Here is an 18,839-nt window from a genome sequence, read left to right as displayed (position 1 = left end):
GCTGCCATGACCACTCTCGTATCCACCACGGACACCGTCACGCGCGACGCGCTCGCGGTGCTCCAGCCCGGTTTCACCGGCACGAGCGCCCCGGACTGGCTGCTGCGCAGGATCGGCGAGGGGCTCGCCTCCGTCGGCCTGTTCGGCCGGAACGTCGAGTCGGCCGAACAGCTCGCCGCCCTCACCGCACGGCTGCGGTCCGAGCGGGACGACGTTCTCGTCGCGATCGACGAGGAGGGCGGGGACGTCACCCGCCTCGAGGTCCGCAACGGATCGTCCTTCCCCGGCAACCTCGCCCTCGGCACCGTCGACGACACCGTCCTCACCAGGGCGGTCGCACGGGAGCTCGGCCGAAGGCTGGCCGAGTGCGGCGTCAACCTCAACTGGGCGCCGTCGGCGGACGTCAACTCCAACCCGGAGAACCCGGTCATCGGTGTCCGCTCGTTCGGACCCGACACCGGACTCGTCGCCCGGCACACCGCCGCCTACGTCGAGGGACTCCAGTCGGCCGGCGTCGCGGCGTGCACCAAGCACTTCCCGGGACACGGCGACACCGCGGTCGACTCGCACCACGCGATGCCCCGCATCGATGTGGACCTGGACACGTTGCACGCCCGTGAGCTGGTCCCCTTCAGAGCGGCCATCGCAGCGGGTTCCAAATCTGTGATGAGTGCACATATCCTGCTTCCCGCACTCGACCCGACCCGGCCCGCCACCCTGAGCCCGCAGATCCTCACCGGTCTGCTGCGCACGGAACTGGGCTACGACGGGCTGATCGTCACCGACGGCATGGAGATGGACGCCATCGCCGGCACGTACGGCATCGAGCGCGGATCCGTCCTCGCCATCGCCGCGGGCGCCGACGCCATCTGCGTCGGCGGCGGACTGGCCGACGAGGAGACCGTGCTGAAGCTGCGCGACGCGCTGGTGGCGGCGGTGCGGAGCGGCGAACTGCCCGAGGAGCGGCTGGCCGACGCGGCCGCACGTGTACGGGCTCTCGCGTCCTGGACGCAGGGAGTCAGGGGGGCTGCCCCGGGGCCGGGCGCGGACATGCAGGAGGGGACCGCGCCCGGAACCGGAGCCGGTATCGGCCTGGTCGCCGCCCGCCGAGCCGTGCGGGTCACGGGAAGCGGCTCGCCGCTGGACGGGCCGGCGTACGTCGCGGCCTTCACCCCGGTCGCGAACATCGCGGTCGGCGACGAGACGCCCTGGGGCATCGCGGCCGAGCTGACCAGGATGATGCCCGGCACCGGCACGGACACCTACGACAGCGAGCGCGAGTCCCCCGCGGAGGACATCCTCAGGGCCGCCGACGGCCGGCGCGTCGTCGCCGTGGTCCGCGACGTCCACCGGCACGCCTGGATGGGCGAGGCGCTGGACGCGCTGGTCGCGGCCCGTCCCGACACGATCGTGGTCGAGATGGGTCTGCCGAAGGCTCCGCCCCGCGGCGCGCTGCACATCGCCACGCACGGTGCCGCACGGGTGTGCGGCACCGCGGCGGCGGAGGCCGTGGTGGGCACCCCGGCCGGGTGACCACCGGCGGGAACGTCGGAGGGCCGGGTCACCAGTACGGTGCCCCGGCCCTCCGACGTTCCCGCTGGGGGCTCTACAGGCCCTGCCACCGGGGCTTGGCCTCGTAGGTCGCGCGGAAGTAGTCGGCGAGCTTCAGCTTCGACGCCGCGGCCTCGTCGACCACCACCGTGGCGTGCGGGTGCAGCTGCAGGGCCGACGCGGGGACGATCGAGGCGACCGGGCCCTCGACCGTACGGGCCACCGCCTCGGCCTTGCCCGCGCCGGTGGCGAGCAGGACGGGGTGACGTGAATCGAGGATGGTGCCGATGCCCTGGGTGATGACGTGGTGGGGCACCTGGTCGATGTCGTCGTCGAAGAAGCGCGCGTTGTCGACGCGGGTCTGCTCCGTCAGCGTCTTGATGCGGGTGCGGGAGGCCAGCGAGGAGCACGGCTCGTTGAAGCCGATGTGCCCGTCGGTGCCGATGCCCAGCAGCTGGAGGTCGACCCCGCCCGCCTCGGCCAGTGCCGCGTCGTAGGCCTCACAGGCCGCCTGGACGTCCTCGGCGGCGCCGTCCGGGCCCATGAAGGACTTCTCCGACAGGCCGAGCGGCTCGATGACCTCGCGCAGCACGACGGAGCGGTAGGACTCGGGGTGGCCCGGGGGGAGACCCACGTACTCGTCGAGCTGGCAGATGCGGGCGCGTGAGGCGTCCACGGCGCCGGAGCGGACCTTCGCGGCCAGGGCCTGGTAGATGGGCAGGGGAGTCGAGCCGGTGGCAACGCCGAGCAGGGCCTCGGGCTTGCGGCTCAGCAGGGCCGCGATGGCCTCCGCGATGAGTTCCCCGCCTGCCGTGGCGTCCGGGACGATGACAACTTCCACGCTGTGCCTGCCGATCTGGAGAATGGGCGTCATGTGGTATAGACCAATCTAAAGGCCCAATCTAGCAGAACGCGGAGACTCGGAGGTGAACCGTCCGCGGGTGCGCCATCGGTTGTCGCCCTGTCGGCGGAGAGGTGCCCGCGGGGGAGAGGGGCCCGGAAACACCCGCGGGCCGCGGCGCCGGGACGGGACCCTCAGCCCGTCCGGAGCCGCAGCCCGGAGCAGCGGGCCCGCCCCGTAGGGAAGGCCCCGCGTGGCCGGCGGTGTGCGGTGCCTCCGGCCACAGGAGGCACCGGCGCAGTCAGGGCAGAGAGCGCCGGGTACCTCGGTCCGCTCTCCTGTGCGGGGAGAGCGGAGGTCTTTCGCGTGGGCGGCACTCGGTGCCGGTCCCCACGTGGTGCATTGTGGACTAGACCAATAGGGCGTGTCCATCCATGGGCGCGGACATTCTTCGGGCCCGTGGCCGCCCCCTCCCAGTGTCACGTATCCCCGGGCCGTTCGGTTCGGAACCATCTCGTCGCCACGGGTAGGCTCGCGCGTGTGCCCTCCATGAACGATCTGGTCCGCCAGCACACAGCCCTGAGTGACACCGACCTCGAGTGGCTCCATCTGCTGGTCTCGGAGTGGCAGCTGCTCTCCGACCTCTCCTTCGCCGACCTCGTCCTCTGGGTGCCCACCCGGGACGGGACGCGCTACGTCTCCGTGGCCCAGATGCGTCCCAACACCGGCCCCACCTCCTACCAGGACGACATGGTCGGCCACCTCGTGCCCCGAGGTCGCCGCCCGCTGCTGGACGCCGCGCTCGACGAGGGCCGCATCGTCCGCGAGGGGGACCCCGAGTGGCGGGAGGAGGTCCCGGTCCGGGTCGAGTCGATCCCCGTCCGCAGGGAGGGCAGGGTGCTCGGGGTGATCGCGCGCAACACCAACCTCCTCACCGTGCGCACGCCTTCCCGGCTGGAGCTCACCTACCTCCAGTCCGCCTCCGACCTGGCCCAGATGATCGCCGCGGGTTCCTTCCCCTTCCCCGGCCAGCAGGTCGACATGGACGCATCGCCGCGGGTGGGGGACGGCCTCATCAGGCTCGACGCCGACGGGATCGTGCAGTACGCCAGCCCCAACGGCCTCTCCGCCTACCACCGGCTCGGCCTCGCGTCCGACCTCGTGGGCCATCACCTCGGTGCGACGACCGCCGAACTCGCCCCGTCCCGCGGCCCGGTGGACGAAGCCCTGGTGAAGGTGGCGAGCGGGTACGCGCCCCGCGAGTTCGAGGTCGAGGGTGAGGGCGGGGTCATCCAGCTGCGCGCCATTCCCCTGAAGCCCAAGGGTGTGCGCATCGGCTCCCTGGTGCTGCTCCGTGACGTCACGGAACTGCGGCGCCGGGAAAGGGAATTGATCACCAAGGACGCCACCATTCGGGAGATCCACCACCGGGTGAAGAACAATCTCCAGACGGTGGCCGCCCTGTTGCGCCTCCAGTCGCGGCGGATGGACTCCGAGCGCGGCCGTGAAGCCCTCAACGAGGCGGTACGGCGCGTCGGTTCGATCGCCATCGTCCATGAGACGCTGTCCCAGAATCTGGACGAGAGGGTCGAGTTCGACGAGATCGCCGACCGGGTCATCGCCATGGTGGCCGAGATCTCACCCGGAAAGGTGACCTGCCGGCGTACGGGGCGCTTCGGGATCCTGGACGCGGAAGTGGCCACCCCCCTCTCGATGGTGCTGACCGAGGTGATGCAGAACGCGCTCGAGCACGCCTTCGCCGTCGCCGAACGCGGCACCGTGGAGGTGTCCGCGGTGCGTGGCGGCACGAGTGCCGAGGGGCGGCTGCTCATCACGGTGACGGACGACGGACGCGGACTTCCCGAGGGTTTCGATCCGCAGCGGGCCGGCAACCTCGGGCTCCAGATCGTCCGGACGCTCGTGGAGGGGGAGCTGGGCGGCACCTTCGGCATGGTCCCCGGCCCGGAGCGCGGCACCCAGGTGGTGCTCGACATCCCGGTGCGGAACGACAAGTAGCGAGGTCGCGGTGGCGGTGGCCACCGCACGCGAAGTGGGCCCGGACCGTGGTGACGGTCCGGGCCCACTTCGTGGTGCTCACGGTGCGATGCGCTTCGGGGGTACTGCGCGCTGCGACTCGAAGGCGGGGCCGTGCGTACGCTCTGTACGCGCCGCCTGGCTGAGGCTCGTTGTGGGGGGCGTAGGTCAGGCGCTCGCGTTGCGCGCCCGGTTGCGAGCGGCGCGGCGCTTCATCGCGCGGCGCTCGTCCTCGCTGAGGCCACCCCAGACGCCGGAGTCCTGGCCGGACTCGAGCGCCCACTGCAGGCACTGCTCCATGACGGGGCAGCGACGGCAGACGGCCTTGGCTTCCTCGATCTGCAGCAGCGCAGGACCGGTGTTGCCGATGGGGAAGAACAGCTCGGGGTCTTCCTCACGACAAACGGCGTTGTGACGCCAGTCCATGGCTGCTACCTCTCCTTGGTATTACGTGCTTGTTGCTTGTGAATGTGAACGCTTTCACGAATCCCCCCGCAGACGAAGGTCCGACGTCCAGAAGGACTGGATGTGGTCCTGTTGTGGTGAGGAGGGGTTCTGGCTCTCAGTGGAGGCCGATGTTGCGGGCCGTCTCGATCGCCAAGTAGAGATTCGCAAACCTCGGCGGCGGATACAACCCCTTCTGGAAAGTTTTTTTTGATTCCTCGGTGTCGACTAGGTCACAGCCGTACTTCTAAGGGGTGGGGGCCAGCCCAAACGTTCGAGTTAAAGGACTTTGGGCCCTTCCACTCACACAATCACACGCAGTGCACGGCGTACGCCTGTGAACGTCACGCTCGTACGCAGCCCCAGGTGGTCACCGTCCATCTGGAAGGGCAGCGGAGCCTTTGAATGCAAGGTGAAGTCCGTGAGGTCGTGCAGTGAAACGGCGTGCTTGCCGTGAGGGCCCTTCTCCGGGCTCGAAGTGAGCAGCTGGGTGGCGTAGCGGGTCACGGCCGGGGTGGACAGGCGCTTGAGCCCGAGGACGTCCAGGGCGGTGTCGAAGGACGCCTTCGGGGAGGCGTATATGGGGCGGTTCCCCAGGTAGGTCCACGGGGCGGTGTTGCAGATTATCGACAGGGCGAGGTCGGTGACCGGGTCCTGGCCGGGCACCTCCAGGGTGATCATGCCGCCGCGCCGGTGCGGGTCGTCCAGGAACTGCCGGAGCACCTGGCGCACGTACAGCGCGTGGGTCGACCGCTTGCCCCGCTCGCGCTTCTGTTCGACCCGGCCGATCACGCCGGCGTCGAAGCCGAGTCCCGCGCAGAAGGTGAACCAGCGTCCCGGAACCGCTTCGTCGGCCGTGCCGGGTGTCCCGGCCGCCAGGCCGAGTCCGACGGTGCGCTCGCTGCGGTCGGCCAGGGCGTCCAGGATGGCGCCCGTCGCCTCGACGGCGTCGTTGGGGATGCCCAGGGCGCGGGCGAAGACGTTGGTGGATCCGCCGGGGACCACGGCGAGACTCGGCAGGCCCTCCGGGTCGGGTCCGCGGTGCAGCAGGCCGTTGACCACCTCGTTGACCGTGCCGTCGCCCCCGAGCGCGACCACCAGGTCGATGTCGTCGGAGTCGGCGGCGGTGCGGGCCAGGTCACGCGCGTGACCGCGGTACTCCGTGGTGACGGCCTCGATCTTCATCTCGCTCGCCAGCGCGTGGATCAGCACGTCACGCGTCCGCGCGCTGGTGGTGGTGGCTGCCGGGTTGACCACGAGGAGTGCGCGCATGCCCGCCAGCGTACCTACCGCGGGGTACCCGCCCGAAGTCCGGATCCGCCAGGTCTCCGCCCGGTCACACACGGTGACCCCCGCCTGGCGGGAGCGACGCCACCGCCCCGGCTTCGCTTTCACGGCGCCGGGATGCGAATCTGAGAGGCGTGAGCACTCAGCAGAACACGCCCTCCTCGTCGCCCGCGGCCGCCGAGGAGAAGCCGTGGCGGATCCCGGCACTGGCGGCACTCAACGCACTCGAGGGCGCGGCACTCGCCGTCGGCGGGATCTACATGCTGGCCGTCGGGATCTTCGGCAGCCCCGACGACATCCAGCAGGCGGAGATGGGCGGGCTCACCCTGGTGGCGCTCGGCCTGATCCCGCTGTTCGCCGCCCGCGGGCTGCTGCGCAGGCGCAGCTGGAGCCGGGGCCCCGCGCTCATCACCCAGCTGATGGCCCTGCCCGTGGCGTGGACCCTGCTGCGGGCCCAGGGCGCCCTGATCCCCGCCGGCATCGTCCTCGCCGCCGTCGCCGTGACGGCCCTCGTGCTGGTGCTCAACCCGGCGACCACGCGGGCGCTCGGCATCCGGGGGCCGCGTACGACCCCCGACGCCTGAGCGGCCCGGAAAAGGCCCGGTCCACCGTGAGTGGCCCGGGCCCCGGCCGGTCACTCGTCGACGAGCAGGCGCTCCCGCAGCTGGGCCAGTGTGCGGGCGAGCAGGCGTGAGACGTGCATCTGGGAGATGCCGACCTCCTGCGCGATCTGCGACTGGGTCATGTTGCCGAAGAAGCGCAGCAACAGGATCCGCTTCTCCCGCGGCGGGAGGTCCTCCAGCAGCGGTTTGAGGGACTCCCGGTACTCGACCCCCTCCAGGGCCTCGTCCTCCGAACCCAGGGTGTCCGCCACGGCGGGCGACTCGTCGTCGGTGTCCGGGACGTCCAGGGACAGGGTGCTGTAGGCATTGGCCGATTCCAGCCCCTCCAGCACCTCCTCCTCGGAGATGCCCAGACGCTCCGCCAGCTCGTGCACGGTGGGTGAGCGGCCGTGCTGCTGGGAGAGCTCCGCGGTGGCCGTGGTCAGCGACAGCCGCAGCTCCTGGAGGCGTCGCGGAACGCGCACCGCCCAGCCCTTGTCCCGGAAGTGCCGCTTGATCTCGCCGACGACCGTGGGGGTCGCGTACGTCGAGAACTCGACACCGCGGTCCGGGTCGAACCGGTCCACCGACTTGATCAGGCCGATCGTGGCCACCTGCGTCAGGTCGTCCAGCGGCTCGCCGCGGTTGCGGAACCTGCGGGCCAGGTGCTCCACGAGCGGCAGGTGCATCCGCACCAGCCGGTTGCGCAGCTCCGCCTTCTCCACCGAGCCGTCGGGGAGGCCCCGGAGCTCGAAGAAGAGGGCCCGCGCACCGCTGCGGTCGTTCGGATCGTGGTGCCCGTGCTCGCTCATCCCGCCCGCCCGCTCCACCGCCGCCGGACGGTCCCGCGTACCGTCCGTGCCGTCCGCCCCGCCCTCCGGATGGGGCCGGGCCTGCTGTTCCGGGAGGGCTGCCGGTCGCACAGCCCCCGGCCGGATCGTCTCGTCCCGCACCGGACCGTCCCCGTTCCCGTCGCTCACGCCGGCCCGGGTCCCGCGCCGCGCTGTTTGTAGAGGCTGATGCTGACCGTGCGGTCGTCGGCGACCGCGGAGTCGACCTTCCCGGCCAGTGCGGAGAGCACCGTCCAGGCGAAGGTGTCGCGTTCCGGGGCGCGGCCGTCCGTCGTGGGTGCCGAGACGGTCACCTCGAGGGAGTCGCCGACAAGGCGGAACACGCAGCTGAGTACGGAGCCGGGCACGGCCTGCTGGAGCAGGATCGCGCAGGCCTCGTCGACCGCGATGCGGAGATCCTCGATCTCGTCGAGAGTGAAGTCCAAGCGCGCTGCGAGGCCGGCCGTGGCCGTGCGCAGCACCGACAGGTAGGCACCCGCAGCGGGCAGCCGGACCTCTACGAAGTCCTGGTTCCCGGGCTCGCCTGCGATCTGGGACACCCTCACCTCCAAGGTGGCACAAACTCGTTCGGGGCTCCGGGACGCGTGCCCCGGGGCCGTGCGGTCCGCCACCGGCCTTCGGTCGGCCGGCGACACGTTCGCGACCCATGATGCCGTGTCGCCGGGACCGCGACCCCATGGTCACTCATGGTAGGCCCATGGGTACGCACAGTGGGTAGAGGTCTGCGGCGTTCAATTGCGAAGAACCGGCGCCGGTTTGACGTACCCAGGCCTCAGACGATCGAACCGTCCACGAAGCACCAGCGCCAGCTCTCGGCGGAGTCGAAGCTGCGCATCACCGGGTGACCGGTCGACTCGAAGTGCGCCGTGGCGTGTTTCAGGGGCGAGGAATCGCAGCACGCTACGTGTCCGCAGACCAGGCAGAGCCGCAGTTGCACCGGGTGCGTCCCCGCCACGAGGCACTCCGGGCACGTGGTGTCGGCCGGGGCGGGCTCGGGGCGCGGCAGTTCGGCTACGTGGAGGCACTCACTCATGATTGCCACGTTACGTCGGATGTGAGGACGGTGAGATGGACGCTCTGCCGCTGGTGGCGCTCGTGGCGGTCAGCGCGGCGGTCGCGGGGGCGGCCCGCCGTACCCCCGTGCCCGCCCCCCTGCTGCTGGTCGCGGCCGGACTGCTGGCCTCCTACCTGCCCGGGGTCCCGGAGTACACCCTGGACGCGCACATCGTGCTGCCCCTGCTCCTGCCGCCGCTGCTCCACACGGCGGCGGTCGACAGCTCGTACCTCGACCTGAGGGCCAACGCGCGCCCCGTCGCCCTGCTCTCGGTGGGGTACGTGCTTTTCGCGACGGTCGCCGTCGGCTGGCTGGCCTACCAGCTCGTGCCCGACCTCCCGCTCACCGCCGCCCTGGTGCTCGGAGCCGTCGTGGCACCGCCCGACGCGGTCACGGCCGCGGCGATCGCCCGCCGCGTCGGCCTGCCCGCGCGGGTCACCACCATCCTCCAGGGCGAGTCGCTGGTGAACGACGCCACCGCGATCACCGCCTTCCGGGTCGCGCTCGCCGCCGCCGTGGGGGAGGGCATGAGCTGGGGCGCGGGCATCGGCGAGTTCCTGCTGGCCTCCTTCGGCGGCGTCGCAGTCGGCCTGCTGCTCATGGTGCCGCTGCACTGGCTGCGCACCCACCTCAAGGAGGCGCTGCTCCAGAACACCCTGTCGCTGCTCATCCCCTTCGTGGCCTACGCGGCGGCGGAGCGGGTGCACGCCTCCGGGGTGCTCGCCGTGGTCGTCGTCGCGCTCTACCTGGGGCACCGCTCCTGGCAGGTCGACTTCGCGACCCGACTCCAGGAGGCGGCGGTCTGGAAGATGGTGGCCTTCGTCCTCGAGTCCGCCGTCTTCGCGCTCATCGGGCTGCAGTTGCCCTTCGTGCTGCGGGGGCTGGGTTCGTACGGCGTCGGGGAGGCCCTGGGCTACGCGGTCCTCGTGTTCGTGGCCGTGGTGGTGGTGCGTTTCGTCTGGGTGTACCCCGCGACCTATCTGCCGCCCCGGCTCTCCCGCCGGATCAGGGAGCGCGAGGGAACGCCGTCGGCCGCCTCGACCCTGATCGTCGCCTGGGCCGGGATGAGGGGCGTGGTCTCGCTGGCCATCGCCTTCTCCATCCCCGCGGCGACGCACGACGGGGAGGCGTTCCCCGCACGCAACCTGGTGCTGTTCCTGACGTTCACGACCGTCATCGGGACCCTGGTCGTCCAGGGGCTCAGCCTGCCGCTCCTCGTGCGTGTGCTGAAGCTCCACGGACGCAGCGCCCGCACCGAGACGCTGGCCGAGGCGCAGGCGCAGAGCGAGGCGTCCTCGGCCGCGGACGCGAGGCTGGAGGAGCTGCTGGCCGACCCGCGCAACGCCCTGCCCGACCCCCTCACCCAGAGGCTGCGCGCGGTCATGGAGCGTCGCCGCAACGCCGTCTGGGAGCGACTCGGGTCCCCCAATCCGCTCACCGGGGAGTCGGCGGACGACACCTACCGGCGGCTGGCGCGGGACATGATCGCCGCCGAGCGCGAGGTGTTCGTGAAGTTGCGGGACGACCGGCGGATCGACGACGAGATGCTGCGTACCCTGCTGCGCAGACTGGATCTGGAGGAGGCGGCCGCCTACCGGGAGTCGGACGGCGACTGACCGCCGTCCCCGGCCGTCGAGGGACGGCCCGTGATCACGGCGGTGACCGCGGAGCCCCGGGGGAAGGCGCCCTCGCCGGCCAGCACGGTCAGCCCGTACAGGAGCTTGGCCACGTAGAGCCGTTCCACCGGCAGTCCGTGCCGGTCCTCGAAGTCGTCGGCGAAGGCGTGCAGCTCCGGGGTCGTGCGCGCGTAGCCGCCGAAGTGGAACCGCTCGTCCAGGGACCACCGGCCGGCGGGACCGCCGAAAGCCTCCCGCTGCAGTCCGCGCACGGCGTCACCCAGGAACCCGCCCCGCAGGACGGGCACACCGAGGGCGCGCTGGCCGTCCCCGAGGCCCGCCGCCAGTCCCGCCAGGGTGCCACCGGTGCCGCAGGCCACCGCGACGGTCGCGCTCACCCCCCGCAGCTCACGGCCGAGCTCTGTGCAGCCCTGTGCGGCGAGCGCGTTGCTGCCCCCCTCCGGAATGACGACGCAGTCCCCGAAGAGGCTCAGCAGGCCCTTCAGGACGTCGGGAGAGGCCTTGGCGCGGTACGTCGCCCGGTCCACGAAGTGCAGGCGCATACCGTCGGCCGCGCACCGCGCGAGAGAAGGATTGAGGGGGCGGCCGGCCAGCTCGTCGCCGCGGACGACACCGACGGTGGGGAAGCCGAGCAGCCGGCCGGCCGCGGCCGTTGCGCGCAGGTGGTTGGAGTAGGCGCCGCCGAAGGTGAGCACCGTACGACCGGCGGCGTCCCTGAGGTTGGGGGCGAGCTTGCGCCACTTGTTCCCGGGGAGGTCCGGGTGGATCAGGTCGTCGCGCTTGAGGAGCAGCGTGACGCCGTGCCGTTCGAAGCGCTCGTCCCGGGCCGGCCGCAGCGGCGAGGGGAGCGCCGGTCGCAGCCGGGTGAGACCGGGCTCTTCGTCGTCCATGACCTCATTGTGGGCGGTCCCGTCCCGGACTACTTCAGCCGCTCGTGGATCCTGTTGCGCATGCCCGCCATGGAGAAGCCCCGCGGGTCGATCTTGCCGGGCTGCCACTCCAGGTGTCCGATGACGGAGGGGGCGTTCCAGCCGTGGTGACGGCAGACCGCCGCCGCGGCCTTCTCGATGGCCTCCAGCTGGACGTCGGGCCACGGGTCCTTGCCGTCGCCGAGGTTCTCGCACTCGAATCCGTAGAAGTGCCGGTTGCCGTCGGTGTTGGACTCGTTGTCGGCCGGCAGGCGCCGCTCGGCGATGACGGCGCGCAGCACGTCGTCGTCGCCCAGGCCGGCGTGGTTGGCGCGGCCGTAGCCGACGAGGTGGACGCGGCCGTCCTTGGCGATCACGCCGTGGCAGAGCGGGCCGGGCAGCCCCGAGTAGCCGTCACGGCAGATCTCCACGGTACGGGCCGTGCCCTTGGTGACGGTGTGGTGCAGCATCACCCCGTGCACCGGCCCCCAGGGGCCCTTGTGGTTCCGGTTGTGGGTGCGCCAGTCGCCGACCTGGACGACCGTGAGGCCCTCGTCCTTCAGGGCTTCGAGGAAGTTGCTCGCGGACATGGGAGAGGACATGGCCGACTCCTTGGGGGATTCGTTCGTACGTGGCTTGCCGTGTGTGACACCGGGGACGTGTCCGTACAGCGCTTGTACCGGAACTGGACACTCCGGCAAACCTGTTCGACCGCATTTCGCTTCCTGTGCGAGTCGATCCGGACAGCCCTCGCATACCCCCGGCCAGGTGCCGCGCAGAGGGCCGGCAGCCGCCGGGATCATCATGGAGTGAGCGGTTCCGCTTCGGGTGCGGGGCCGGTGAACTGCGAGAAGGGTGGACAGCGGTCGTGCCGAAGCCGAACACAGCCGACGGGATACCGGCGGGCAAAGTCATCACCGATCCGGACGGTATGGCCCGTTACGCGCACGACGAGGCGGAGTGGGCGCCCGCGGGCAGGCCCCTCGCCGTCGTACGGCCCCGGAACACCGAGGAGGTGCGGGCGGTCGTCGCCTACTGCCTGGAACACCGTGTGCCGGTGGTCCCGCGCGGCGCCGGTACCGGCCTCTCGGGCGGAGCCAACGCCGTGGACGGCGCCGTGGTCCTCTCGTTCGAGGACATGAACCGGATCCTGCGCATCGACCCCGTGGAGCGCCTGGCCGTCGTCCAGCCGGGGGTCGTCAACGACGACCTGCGGGCGGCCTGCGCCGAGCAGGGACTGTGGTACCCGCCGGACCCGGCCAGCTCCCCCTGGTCCACCATCGGGGGCAACACCGCCACCAACGCGGGCGGCATGTGCTGCGTCAAGTACGGCGTGACCCGCGACTACGTCCTCGGGATCGAGGCGGTCAACGGCCTCGGCGAGGTCGTCCGGATGGGCCGTCGGACGGCGAAGGGGGTCGCCGGGTACGACCTGTGCGGGCTCTTCGTCGGTTCCGAGGGAACTCTCGGCGTGATCACCGAGATCACGGTGCGGCTGCGCGGGGCGAGGCCGCCCGAGCGCACGGTGGCCGGCTTCTTCGACTCGGTGGTCGCGGCGGGGGACGCGGTGAGCCGGGTCACCGCGGCGGGAGTCGTGCCCTCCGCCCTCGAACTCCTCGACAGGCACTGCCTGAGGGCTGTCGACGAGTGGAAGAACATGGGCCTGTCCGCGGACGCCGACGCGATCCTGCTCGGGAGGGTGGACACCCCCGGAGCCGCGGGTGACGCGGAGGCGGAGACCGTCCGGGCCTGCTTCGAGGCGGCCGGCGCCGCCTGGGCCGAGGTCTCCACCGACCAGGCTGAGGCGGACGCGCTGTTCGAGGCCCGCCGCCTCGCCTACCCCGCCCTGGAGCGTCTGGGACCCGTCCTCACCGAGGACGTGGTCGTCCCCAGGGCCGAGGTGCCGCGGATGCTGGCCGGCATCGAGGAGATCGCCGCCCGTCACGACGTCCTCATCGCCAACATCGCCCACGCGGGCGACGGTAACCTCCATCCGCTGATCATCACCGAGCCGGGGGACGACGCCGCCCGTGCCCGCGCCCAACTGGCCTTCGAGGAGATCCTCGACGCGGCGATAGCGCTGGGCGGCACGGTCACCGGCGAACACGGGGTGGGCCTGCTGAAGATGGGCGGGATGGACCGTGAGGTCGGGCCCGTCAACCTCGCCATGCAGCGCGCGGTCAAGGCCGCTCTCGACCCGCACGGCATCCTGAACCCGGGCAAGGTCGTCGTCTCGGGAGCGCCGCTCGCCCGCTGAGCGGCGCTCCTGCCGGGCCTGAGGGCCCGTCATCTCTCGCCGGTCCGGATCGCGTCCGTCCTGCGCCCTCCGGACCGGCCGACGAGGGAGAGGCGTCGAGCCCCGGGCGGGCAATGTGCCCGCGCTCGGCCCGAATAGTCACACTCTTTTGTGTAATAGCGCCCTGTGTCCTCCGGCTGCAAGTCTTCTTCTCGCAGGTCAGCTCATGATCGAGGAGATCGAGAGGATGTCGGATGTCCGTTGGTGAAGAGGTTCGCGACACGCAGCCGCCGCAGCAGCAGAGTCTCGGCACGGCGGCCGCGCGGAACCTCGCGACGACGACCAAGTCCGCCCCGCAGATGCAGGAGATCACCTCACGGTGGCTGCTGCGGATGCTCCCGTGGGTCCAGGTGCAGGGCGGCACCTACCAGGTGAACCGCAGGCTGAGTTACTCGGTCGGCGACGGCAGGGTCACCTTCGTCCAGACGGGAGACCGGGTCACGGTCATCCCCGCCGAGCTGGGGGAGCTCCCGGCCCTGCGCGACTTCGGTGACGAGGAGGTCCTCGCCGAGCTTGCGCGCAGGTGCGAGCAGCGGGACGTCGAGGCCGGGGAGGTGCTCGCCGCGGCGGGCGACGCGGCGGACCGCGTCCACCTCCTCGCCCACGGCAAGATCGAGAAGATCGGCACCGGGCCGTACGGCGACGAGACCGTGCTGGGAGTGCTCGCCGACGGTTCCTACTTCGGCGACCACGTCCTGATCGACGGCGAGGCGACCTGGGAGTACACGGCCCGCGCCGTCACCGCCTGCACGCTGCTGACCCTGCGCCGGTCGGACGTGCTCAACCTCGCGGCCCGCGCGGACTCGCTCCGCGACCACCTCGCCGGCCTGCTCGCCATCCCGCACCAGCGCACCAACAAGTACGGCGAGGCGGAGATCGACCTGTCGGCGGGGCACGTGGGGGAGAGCGTCGTCCCGCACACCTTCGTCGACTACGAGTCGGCGCCCCGTGAGTACGAACTCAGCGTCGCGCAGACGGTGCTGAAGGTCCACAGCAGGGTGGCCGACCTCTACAACCAGCCGATGAACCAGACCGAGCAGCAGTTGCGGCTCACGGTCGAGGCGCTGCGCGAGCGCCAGGAGCACGAGCTCATCAACAACCGGGAGTTCGGCCTCCTGAACAACTGCGACTACGGGCAGCGGCTCCAGCCGCACGACGGAGCCCCCGGCCCCGACGACATGGACGAACTGCTCTCGCGGCGCCGCGGTTCGAAGCTGTTCCTCGCCCACCCGCGTGCCATCGCCGCCTTCGGCCGTGAGTGCAACAAGCGCGGCCTGGTGCCGGAGACGGTCGAGGTCGGAGGGCAGCACGTGTCCTCCTGGAGGGGCGTGCCGATCTTCCCCTGCAACAAGATCCCGGTCACGGACGCCCGTACCACCTCGATCATCTGCATGAGGACCGGTGAGGCCGACCAAGGTGTCATCGGACTCCAGCAGACCGGCATCCCGGACGAGATCGAACCGAGCCTCTCGGTCCGTTTCATGGGCATCGACGAGCAGGCGATCATCTCCTACCTCGTGACGGCCTACTACTCCGCGGCCGTCCTGGTGCCCGACGCCCTCGGCGTCCTGGAGAACGTCGAGGTGAGCCGCTGGCGGTGACACTCCCCGGGCCAGACAGAGGCGCGACCGGGCGCCCCGTGGCGCCCGTCAGTGCCTGTGTCGAGATCCCCGTCCGCGCCCCGACGCCCGGCACCCCCCAAGGTCTTCGAGCAGGGGGACGCCCACTCGCCGCACGGCACGCCAGGACTGGTGGCTCCGCCGCATGACCCGGAGTGCCGCACACCGATCGCACGCACCGACCGCCGCGTCGCCCGCCCTCCGGGCGGACGGCGCGGCACCCGGTACAGGCCCTCTAGGAGTGACCGTGACCCTGACCAGTACGGATGCCGCGATGGAGGGGCACAAGGCAGCGGCGTTGCTGGAACGCACCCGCAACGAGGTCGACCCCCACCTCATCGGGGCGGTCGAGACCCTGCCCGGGGCGATCCGCCGGGTGGCCCTCTACCACCTCGGACGGCAGAACGCCGACGGCACACCCGCCTCGGGGCAGGCCGGCAAGGCCATCAGGCCGGCACTCGTCCTGGCCGCCACCCGCGCCCTGGGCGGAGACCCGGAGGCCGCGATGCGCGCGGCCGTCGCCGTCGAACTCGCGCACAACTTCACCCTGCTCCACGACGACGTCATCGACGAGGACACCACACGACGGCACCGGCCGACGGCCTGGGCGGTGTTCGGGGTTCCGGACGCCGTGATCGCCGGGGACGCCATGTCCTCCCTGGCCGTGCGGCTGCTGGCGGACGATCCTCACCCCGCCGCCGCGAGGGCCGCCGTCCGTCTCTCCACCTGCGTCATCGAGCTCTGCGCGGGCCAGCAGGCCGACTGCGCCCTGGAGGAGCGCGGGCCCGAGACCGTAGGCCTGGACGAATGCCTCGCCATGGCCATGGCCAAGACGGGAGCACTGCTCGGCTGCGCCTGCGCCCTCGGCGCGCTCTACGCGGGGGCCGGGGAGCGGGAGGTCCGCGCCATGGACGGCTTCGGCCGGGAAGCGGGCCTCGCCTTCCAGCTCATCGACGACCTGATCGGCATCTGGGGGGACACGGACCGTACGGGCAAACCGGCCGGGGCGGACCTCGCCGCCCACAAGAAGTCCCTGCCGGTGGTCGCGGCGCTGACCTCGGACACCCCGGCCGCGGCCGAGCTGGCCGCGCTCTACCGGGGACCGATGAACACACCGGAGGAGGTGAGAAGAGCCGCCGACGCCGTCGACCGGGCGGGCGGGCGCGACTGGGCGCAGTCGGCGGCCGCGGACCGGATGGCCAGGGCCGTCCACCATCTGTCCCGGGCGCTCCCCGCGTCGGAAGCGGCCGGGGATCTGCTGGCCCTGGCGGAGTTCGTCACCCGCAGAACACACTGAACCGGACCGCCCATGACCAGGCGTCGATCCCGTAACTCTAGTATCTCGTACGTCGGTTGGGGATCGCGGAGCAGAGGGGTGGGCCGGTCATGGGCGTACGTGTGCGACGGGCGGACGAGCGGGACAGGGACCAGGTGGTGCGGATCCTGGAGGAGGCGTTCCACGACGACCCGGTGAGCGGCTGGGTCTTCCCCGACGAGGAGCACCGCCGGGCCGTGCACGGGAAGTTCCTGGGCGTCTTCGCGGACATCACACTGAAGGGTGGCTACATCGACCTGCTGGAGGACGGTACGGCCGCCGCGCTGTGGCTGTCCGTACCGGCGGGCGCGCCGGAGGGCGACGACGACACCCCCGCGCTCATGAGGGAGACCGCCGACCCCGGAAACGAGAGGGCCGAGCTCGTGGGCCGGCTGACCGGGGCCGTGCACCCCCACGACCGGGCGCACGCCTACCTCCTGATGATCGGTGTCGCGCCGGAGCGGCAGGGCGAGGGCATAGGGGAGGCGCTGATCGCGGAGGTCCTGGAACGGTGCGACCGGGAGGGGACGCCCGCCTATCTGGAGGCGAGCAGCGCACGCAGCCGGGGCCTGTACGAGAGGCTCGGCTTCACCTTCATGGGGCGCACGGTCGACCTCCCCGACGGGCCGCCCATGTGGCCCATGTGGCGTGAACCGCAGGCCGGATGAGAGCGGCGGAAGGAAGGGCCACGCAGGTGGAGGGGGCCCGCCGGAGGGACCGGCGGGCACGGACTACAGTCCCTGCTCATGACAGATGAGTCGTGGGCAGGCTGGTACCGGGACCGCCATGGTTCCGAGGCCGTCATTCTCACCACCGACGGCCGGCAGCTCCGTATCCGGGCCAGGGGCACGGACTTCGAGGGCGAGAGCTTCGACGCCCTGGCGCCGGTGGCGGGAACACCCCTCCAGGACGGCCTGTTCGACCTTTCGGACGGTGTACTCGGGGACTGCGTCCTGGAATGGGACCTCCCGGTCCCGGTCCTGGTGTCGGGGACGGTCCGCCAGGCCACCCTCAGCTGTCTGCTGTCCCTGCGCCGGGCGGACCCGGACCTGTTCCTGGCACTCCACCTGGACGGCGCGGTGTACGAGTCGAACCGCGCCGAGGGCGACTTCGCCGCCGCCCTGGCCACGGTGCAGCGGGTGCTCCCGCCGGGACTCCATCTCCAGACCTGCATAGCCTGCGCGTTCTCCGACTACTTCCCCGCTCCGGTCCGCGGCCTCTCCGGTGGGCTCGCCTGCTTCCGGGGCGCGAAGGACGCCTACCGGGAGGTGGCGGGCGGGGAGGGCGTCGCGGATCTCTGGGACCGGCGTACCGGATTCGTGCAGGAGATCTGGAGCTGCCGGGAGTTCGAACCGCGCCCAGCCCACGGAGCCGGTACCGGGCACCGGGGCGCCTTCCCGCTCGAACACGCCTGAGCCGGGGGCGTCCCGCAGCGGTCCGCCCCCGGACGCCACGCCGGGGGCACACCGAGGGGCCGCCCCGCCCGAGGCGGAACGGCCCCCGAAGGCCGGATGCCGCCGGTGTCAGGAGGTGGCGTCGGCCAGAGCGGCCGCGAGGCCGTTCTGCCAGAGGGAGTTCACCCGCGAGCGCTCGGTGGCGTTCGGGTAGGCGTTCGTGCAGGAGGTGCCGGGACCGCCGCCCGACATGAGCTCGCTGCAGGGGCCGCTGTAGTGGTCGGGAAGGCCGAGCACGTGCCCCGTCTCATGGGCGGTGACCCGGGTCGAGTTGTACTGCTGGTTCTGCGCGTAGTCGAGGAAGATGTAGCCGCTGCCGTGCCCGTCGGTGCTCGCGTACGAGCCCCGGGAGTCGTTGCCCTCGTAGTAGGCGAAGTCCGCGTTGGACCCCTCCTGCAGCTTGACGTTGCTCACCGAGCTGTTCCAGATGCTGGTGCTGCTCGCTATCTGGCTGCGGAAACTCGGTGCGTTGGCGGTGCTGTAGACGACGGTGACCGCCGCGGCACCCGGCTTCGCGGCCCGCTTCTCGGCTACCGACTTCATGACGGCCTCGAAGAACGCCTCGTTCGCCGCCGCGTTCTCCGCCGAACCGGCGTACGCCGCGTAGCCCGCCTGAGCGGTCCGCGTGGTGTCCGCCGAGGGCGAGGAGGTGCTCGCGGACGCCGGGGCGCCGCCGAGCGCCGCCAGTCCGAGTCCGAGGCCTGCCACTGCCGATACGAAGGCGGTCCTGGGGTGTCTCATGGGGGGTGTCTCCTGCCTGTCCGAGGAACCCCGCCCGGAGCGGACGGGGAACGGGTGGGGGGTACGGACAGAGTCTCGGGGCAGCCGGGGCCGAGCGGATGATGTCAACCGGCGATAGCTCCGTGCTATCGGCGGGACGGCGGGCACACGGAATCAGCACGAGCCGCTCGCCCCGACACCCCCTGAACCGTCCCCGTTTGGTGGG

18 protein-coding genes are annotated in these 18,839 nt (G+C 71.5%); 9 read left to right on the top strand and 9 right to left on the bottom strand.

Features of this window, described 5'->3' with window-relative positions; all coding sequences use genetic code 11:
• The first annotated feature begins 6 nt into the window (after positions 1-6).
• Positions 7-1,533, top strand: coding sequence for a glycoside hydrolase family 3 protein (locus ACGFNN_RS10990; RefSeq protein WP_393554737.1), 1,527 nt, complete (start codon positions 7-9; stop codon positions 1,531-1,533).
• Between the two features lie 73 nt (positions 1,534-1,606).
• On the opposite strand, the gene nagB is transcribed toward ACGFNN_RS10990, so the two are convergent.
• On the bottom strand, positions 1,607-2,392 hold the full coding sequence (gene nagB, locus ACGFNN_RS10985; protein ID WP_393555110.1) for a glucosamine-6-phosphate deaminase: 786 nt from the start codon (positions 2,390-2,392) through the stop codon (positions 1,607-1,609).
• 549 nt (positions 2,393-2,941) lie between these two features.
• Here nagB and ACGFNN_RS10980 point away from each other — a divergent pair.
• Positions 2,942-4,408: a PAS domain-containing sensor histidine kinase gene (locus tag ACGFNN_RS10980; protein WP_362554476.1), complete on the top strand. Its 1,467-nt coding sequence runs from the start codon at positions 2,942-2,944 to the stop codon at positions 4,406-4,408.
• A 186-nt stretch (positions 4,409-4,594) separates the two neighbouring features.
• Here ACGFNN_RS10980 and ACGFNN_RS10975 read toward each other — a convergent pair whose 3' ends face one another.
• Together ACGFNN_RS10975 and ACGFNN_RS10970 are read right to left on the bottom strand one after the other, a co-directional pair.
• Positions 4,595-4,852, bottom strand: coding sequence for a WhiB family transcriptional regulator (locus ACGFNN_RS10975; protein WP_003953983.1), 258 nt, complete (start codon positions 4,850-4,852; stop codon positions 4,595-4,597).
• Positions 4,853-5,173: 321 nt separating this feature from the next.
• Positions 5,174-6,142, bottom strand: coding sequence for a diacylglycerol/lipid kinase family protein (locus ACGFNN_RS10970; RefSeq protein WP_393554735.1), 969 nt, complete (start codon positions 6,140-6,142; stop codon positions 5,174-5,176).
• A 149-nt stretch (positions 6,143-6,291) separates the two neighbouring features.
• On the opposite strand from ACGFNN_RS10970, the gene ACGFNN_RS10965 reads away from it, so the two are divergent.
• Complete coding sequence (locus tag ACGFNN_RS10965) at positions 6,292-6,741, top strand: hypothetical protein (protein WP_393554733.1); 450 nt, start codon at positions 6,292-6,294, stop codon at positions 6,739-6,741.
• A gap of 50 nt (positions 6,742-6,791) precedes the next feature.
• Here ACGFNN_RS10965 and ACGFNN_RS10960 read toward each other — a convergent pair whose 3' ends face one another.
• The 3 genes from ACGFNN_RS10960 to ACGFNN_RS10950 form a co-directional block, all read right to left on the bottom strand.
• The gene (locus tag ACGFNN_RS10960; RefSeq protein ID WP_362554478.1) at positions 6,792-7,712 is read right to left on the bottom strand and encodes an RNA polymerase sigma factor SigF; all 921 of its coding nucleotides are present in this window, start codon (positions 7,710-7,712) and stop codon (positions 6,792-6,794) included.
• Between the two features lie 23 nt (positions 7,713-7,735).
• A complete protein-coding gene (locus ACGFNN_RS10955; RefSeq protein ID WP_362554384.1) occupies positions 7,736-8,149 on the bottom strand; it encodes an anti-sigma regulatory factor in 414 nt (137 codons plus the stop codon).
• Positions 8,150-8,382: 233 nt separating this feature from the next.
• Positions 8,383-8,643: a UBP-type zinc finger domain-containing protein gene (locus ACGFNN_RS10950; protein ID WP_362668519.1), complete on the bottom strand. Its 261-nt coding sequence runs from the start codon at positions 8,641-8,643 to the stop codon at positions 8,383-8,385.
• Between the two features lie 35 nt (positions 8,644-8,678).
• Here ACGFNN_RS10950 and ACGFNN_RS10945 point away from each other — a divergent pair, with 35 nt between their 5' ends.
• Positions 8,679-10,280: a Na+/H+ antiporter gene (locus ACGFNN_RS10945; RefSeq protein ID WP_393554731.1), complete on the top strand. Its 1,602-nt coding sequence runs from the start codon at positions 8,679-8,681 to the stop codon at positions 10,278-10,280.
• Here ACGFNN_RS10945 and ACGFNN_RS10940 read toward each other — a convergent pair.
• A complete protein-coding gene (locus tag ACGFNN_RS10940) occupies positions 10,256-11,191 on the bottom strand; it encodes a 1-aminocyclopropane-1-carboxylate deaminase/D-cysteine desulfhydrase (RefSeq protein WP_393554729.1) in 936 nt (311 codons plus the stop codon). The two genes, ACGFNN_RS10945 and ACGFNN_RS10940, sit on opposite strands and share 25 nt — an antisense overlap.
• A 29-nt stretch (positions 11,192-11,220) precedes the next feature.
• The gene (locus tag ACGFNN_RS10935) at positions 11,221-11,811 is read right to left on the bottom strand and encodes an N-acetylmuramoyl-L-alanine amidase (protein ID WP_365095225.1); all 591 of its coding nucleotides are present in this window, start codon (positions 11,809-11,811) and stop codon (positions 11,221-11,223) included.
• Between the two features lie 266 nt (positions 11,812-12,077).
• Here ACGFNN_RS10935 and ACGFNN_RS10930 point away from each other — a divergent pair, with 266 nt between their 5' ends.
• The 5 genes from ACGFNN_RS10930 to ACGFNN_RS10910 all read left to right on the top strand — a co-directional run bounded on the left by ACGFNN_RS10930 (position 12,078) and on the right by ACGFNN_RS10910 (position 17,854).
• Entirely contained in the window at positions 12,078-13,466 is a 1,389-nt protein-coding gene (locus ACGFNN_RS10930; protein ID WP_365095228.1) for an FAD-linked oxidase C-terminal domain-containing protein, read from the top strand.
• A gap of 233 nt (positions 13,467-13,699) precedes the next feature.
• A complete protein-coding gene (locus ACGFNN_RS10925; RefSeq protein WP_393554726.1) occupies positions 13,700-15,106 on the top strand; it encodes a family 2B encapsulin nanocompartment shell protein in 1,407 nt (468 codons plus the stop codon).
• 271 nt (positions 15,107-15,377) lie between these two features.
• Positions 15,378-16,421 (top strand): family 2 encapsulin nanocompartment cargo protein polyprenyl transferase, encoded by a 1,044-nt coding sequence (locus ACGFNN_RS10920; protein ID WP_393555107.1) that lies wholly within the window; start codon positions 15,378-15,380, stop codon positions 16,419-16,421.
• Positions 16,422-16,510: 89 nt separating this feature from the next.
• Positions 16,511-17,107 (top strand): GNAT family N-acetyltransferase, encoded by a 597-nt coding sequence (locus ACGFNN_RS10915; RefSeq protein WP_393554724.1) that lies wholly within the window; start codon positions 16,511-16,513, stop codon positions 17,105-17,107.
• Between the two features lie 78 nt (positions 17,108-17,185).
• On the top strand, positions 17,186-17,854 hold the full coding sequence (locus ACGFNN_RS10910; RefSeq protein WP_393554722.1) for a DUF6304 family protein: 669 nt from the start codon (positions 17,186-17,188) through the stop codon (positions 17,852-17,854).
• Positions 17,855-17,962: 108 nt separating this feature from the next.
• Here the strand turns inward: ACGFNN_RS10910 and snpA are convergent, their stop codons facing one another.
• A complete protein-coding gene (gene snpA, locus ACGFNN_RS10905) occupies positions 17,963-18,634 on the bottom strand; it encodes a snapalysin (RefSeq protein WP_393554720.1) in 672 nt (223 codons plus the stop codon).
• Between the last annotated feature and the right edge of the window lie 205 nt (positions 18,635-18,839).

Origin of the sequence: Streptomyces sp. NPDC048590 (genome assembly GCF_043199535.1) — a bacterium.
GTDB lineage: Bacteria > Actinomycetota > Actinomycetes > Streptomycetales > Streptomycetaceae > Streptomyces.
This window is presented reverse-complemented; position numbering and strand designations above follow the sequence as displayed.

Bases quoted from the DNA above. Each gene is read 5' to 3' on its own strand.
- ACGFNN_RS10990 (WP_393554737.1), top strand. From the start codon at position 7: ATGACCACTCTCGTATCCACCACGGACACCGTCACGCGCGACGCGCTC.
- ACGFNN_RS10970 (WP_393554735.1), bottom strand. From the start codon at position 6,142: ATGCGCGCACTCCTCGTGGTCAACCCGGCAGCCACCACCACCAGCGCG.
- snpA (WP_393554720.1), bottom strand. From the start codon at position 18,634: ATGAGACACCCCAGGACCGCCTTCGTATCGGCAGTGGCAGGCCTCGGA.
- ACGFNN_RS10925 (WP_393554726.1), top strand. From the start codon at position 13,700: ATGTCCGTTGGTGAAGAGGTTCGCGACACGCAGCCGCCGCAGCAGCAG.
- ACGFNN_RS10935 (WP_365095225.1), bottom strand. From the start codon at position 11,811: ATGTCCTCTCCCATGTCCGCGAGCAACTTCCTCGAAGCCCTGAAGGAC.
- ACGFNN_RS10915 (WP_393554724.1), top strand. From the start codon at position 16,511: ATGGGCGTACGTGTGCGACGGGCGGACGAGCGGGACAGGGACCAGGTG.
- ACGFNN_RS10975 (WP_003953983.1), bottom strand. From the start codon at position 4,852: ATGGACTGGCGTCACAACGCCGTTTGTCGTGAGGAAGACCCCGAGCTG.
- ACGFNN_RS10950 (WP_362668519.1), bottom strand. From the start codon at position 8,643: ATGAGTGAGTGCCTCCACGTAGCCGAACTGCCGCGCCCCGAGCCCGCC.
- ACGFNN_RS10940 (WP_393554729.1), bottom strand. From the start codon at position 11,191: ATGGACGACGAAGAGCCCGGTCTCACCCGGCTGCGACCGGCGCTCCCC.
- ACGFNN_RS10945 (WP_393554731.1), top strand. From the start codon at position 8,679: ATGGACGCTCTGCCGCTGGTGGCGCTCGTGGCGGTCAGCGCGGCGGTC.
- ACGFNN_RS10980 (WP_362554476.1), top strand. From the start codon at position 2,942: ATGAACGATCTGGTCCGCCAGCACACAGCCCTGAGTGACACCGACCTC.
- ACGFNN_RS10910 (WP_393554722.1), top strand. From the start codon at position 17,186: ATGACAGATGAGTCGTGGGCAGGCTGGTACCGGGACCGCCATGGTTCC.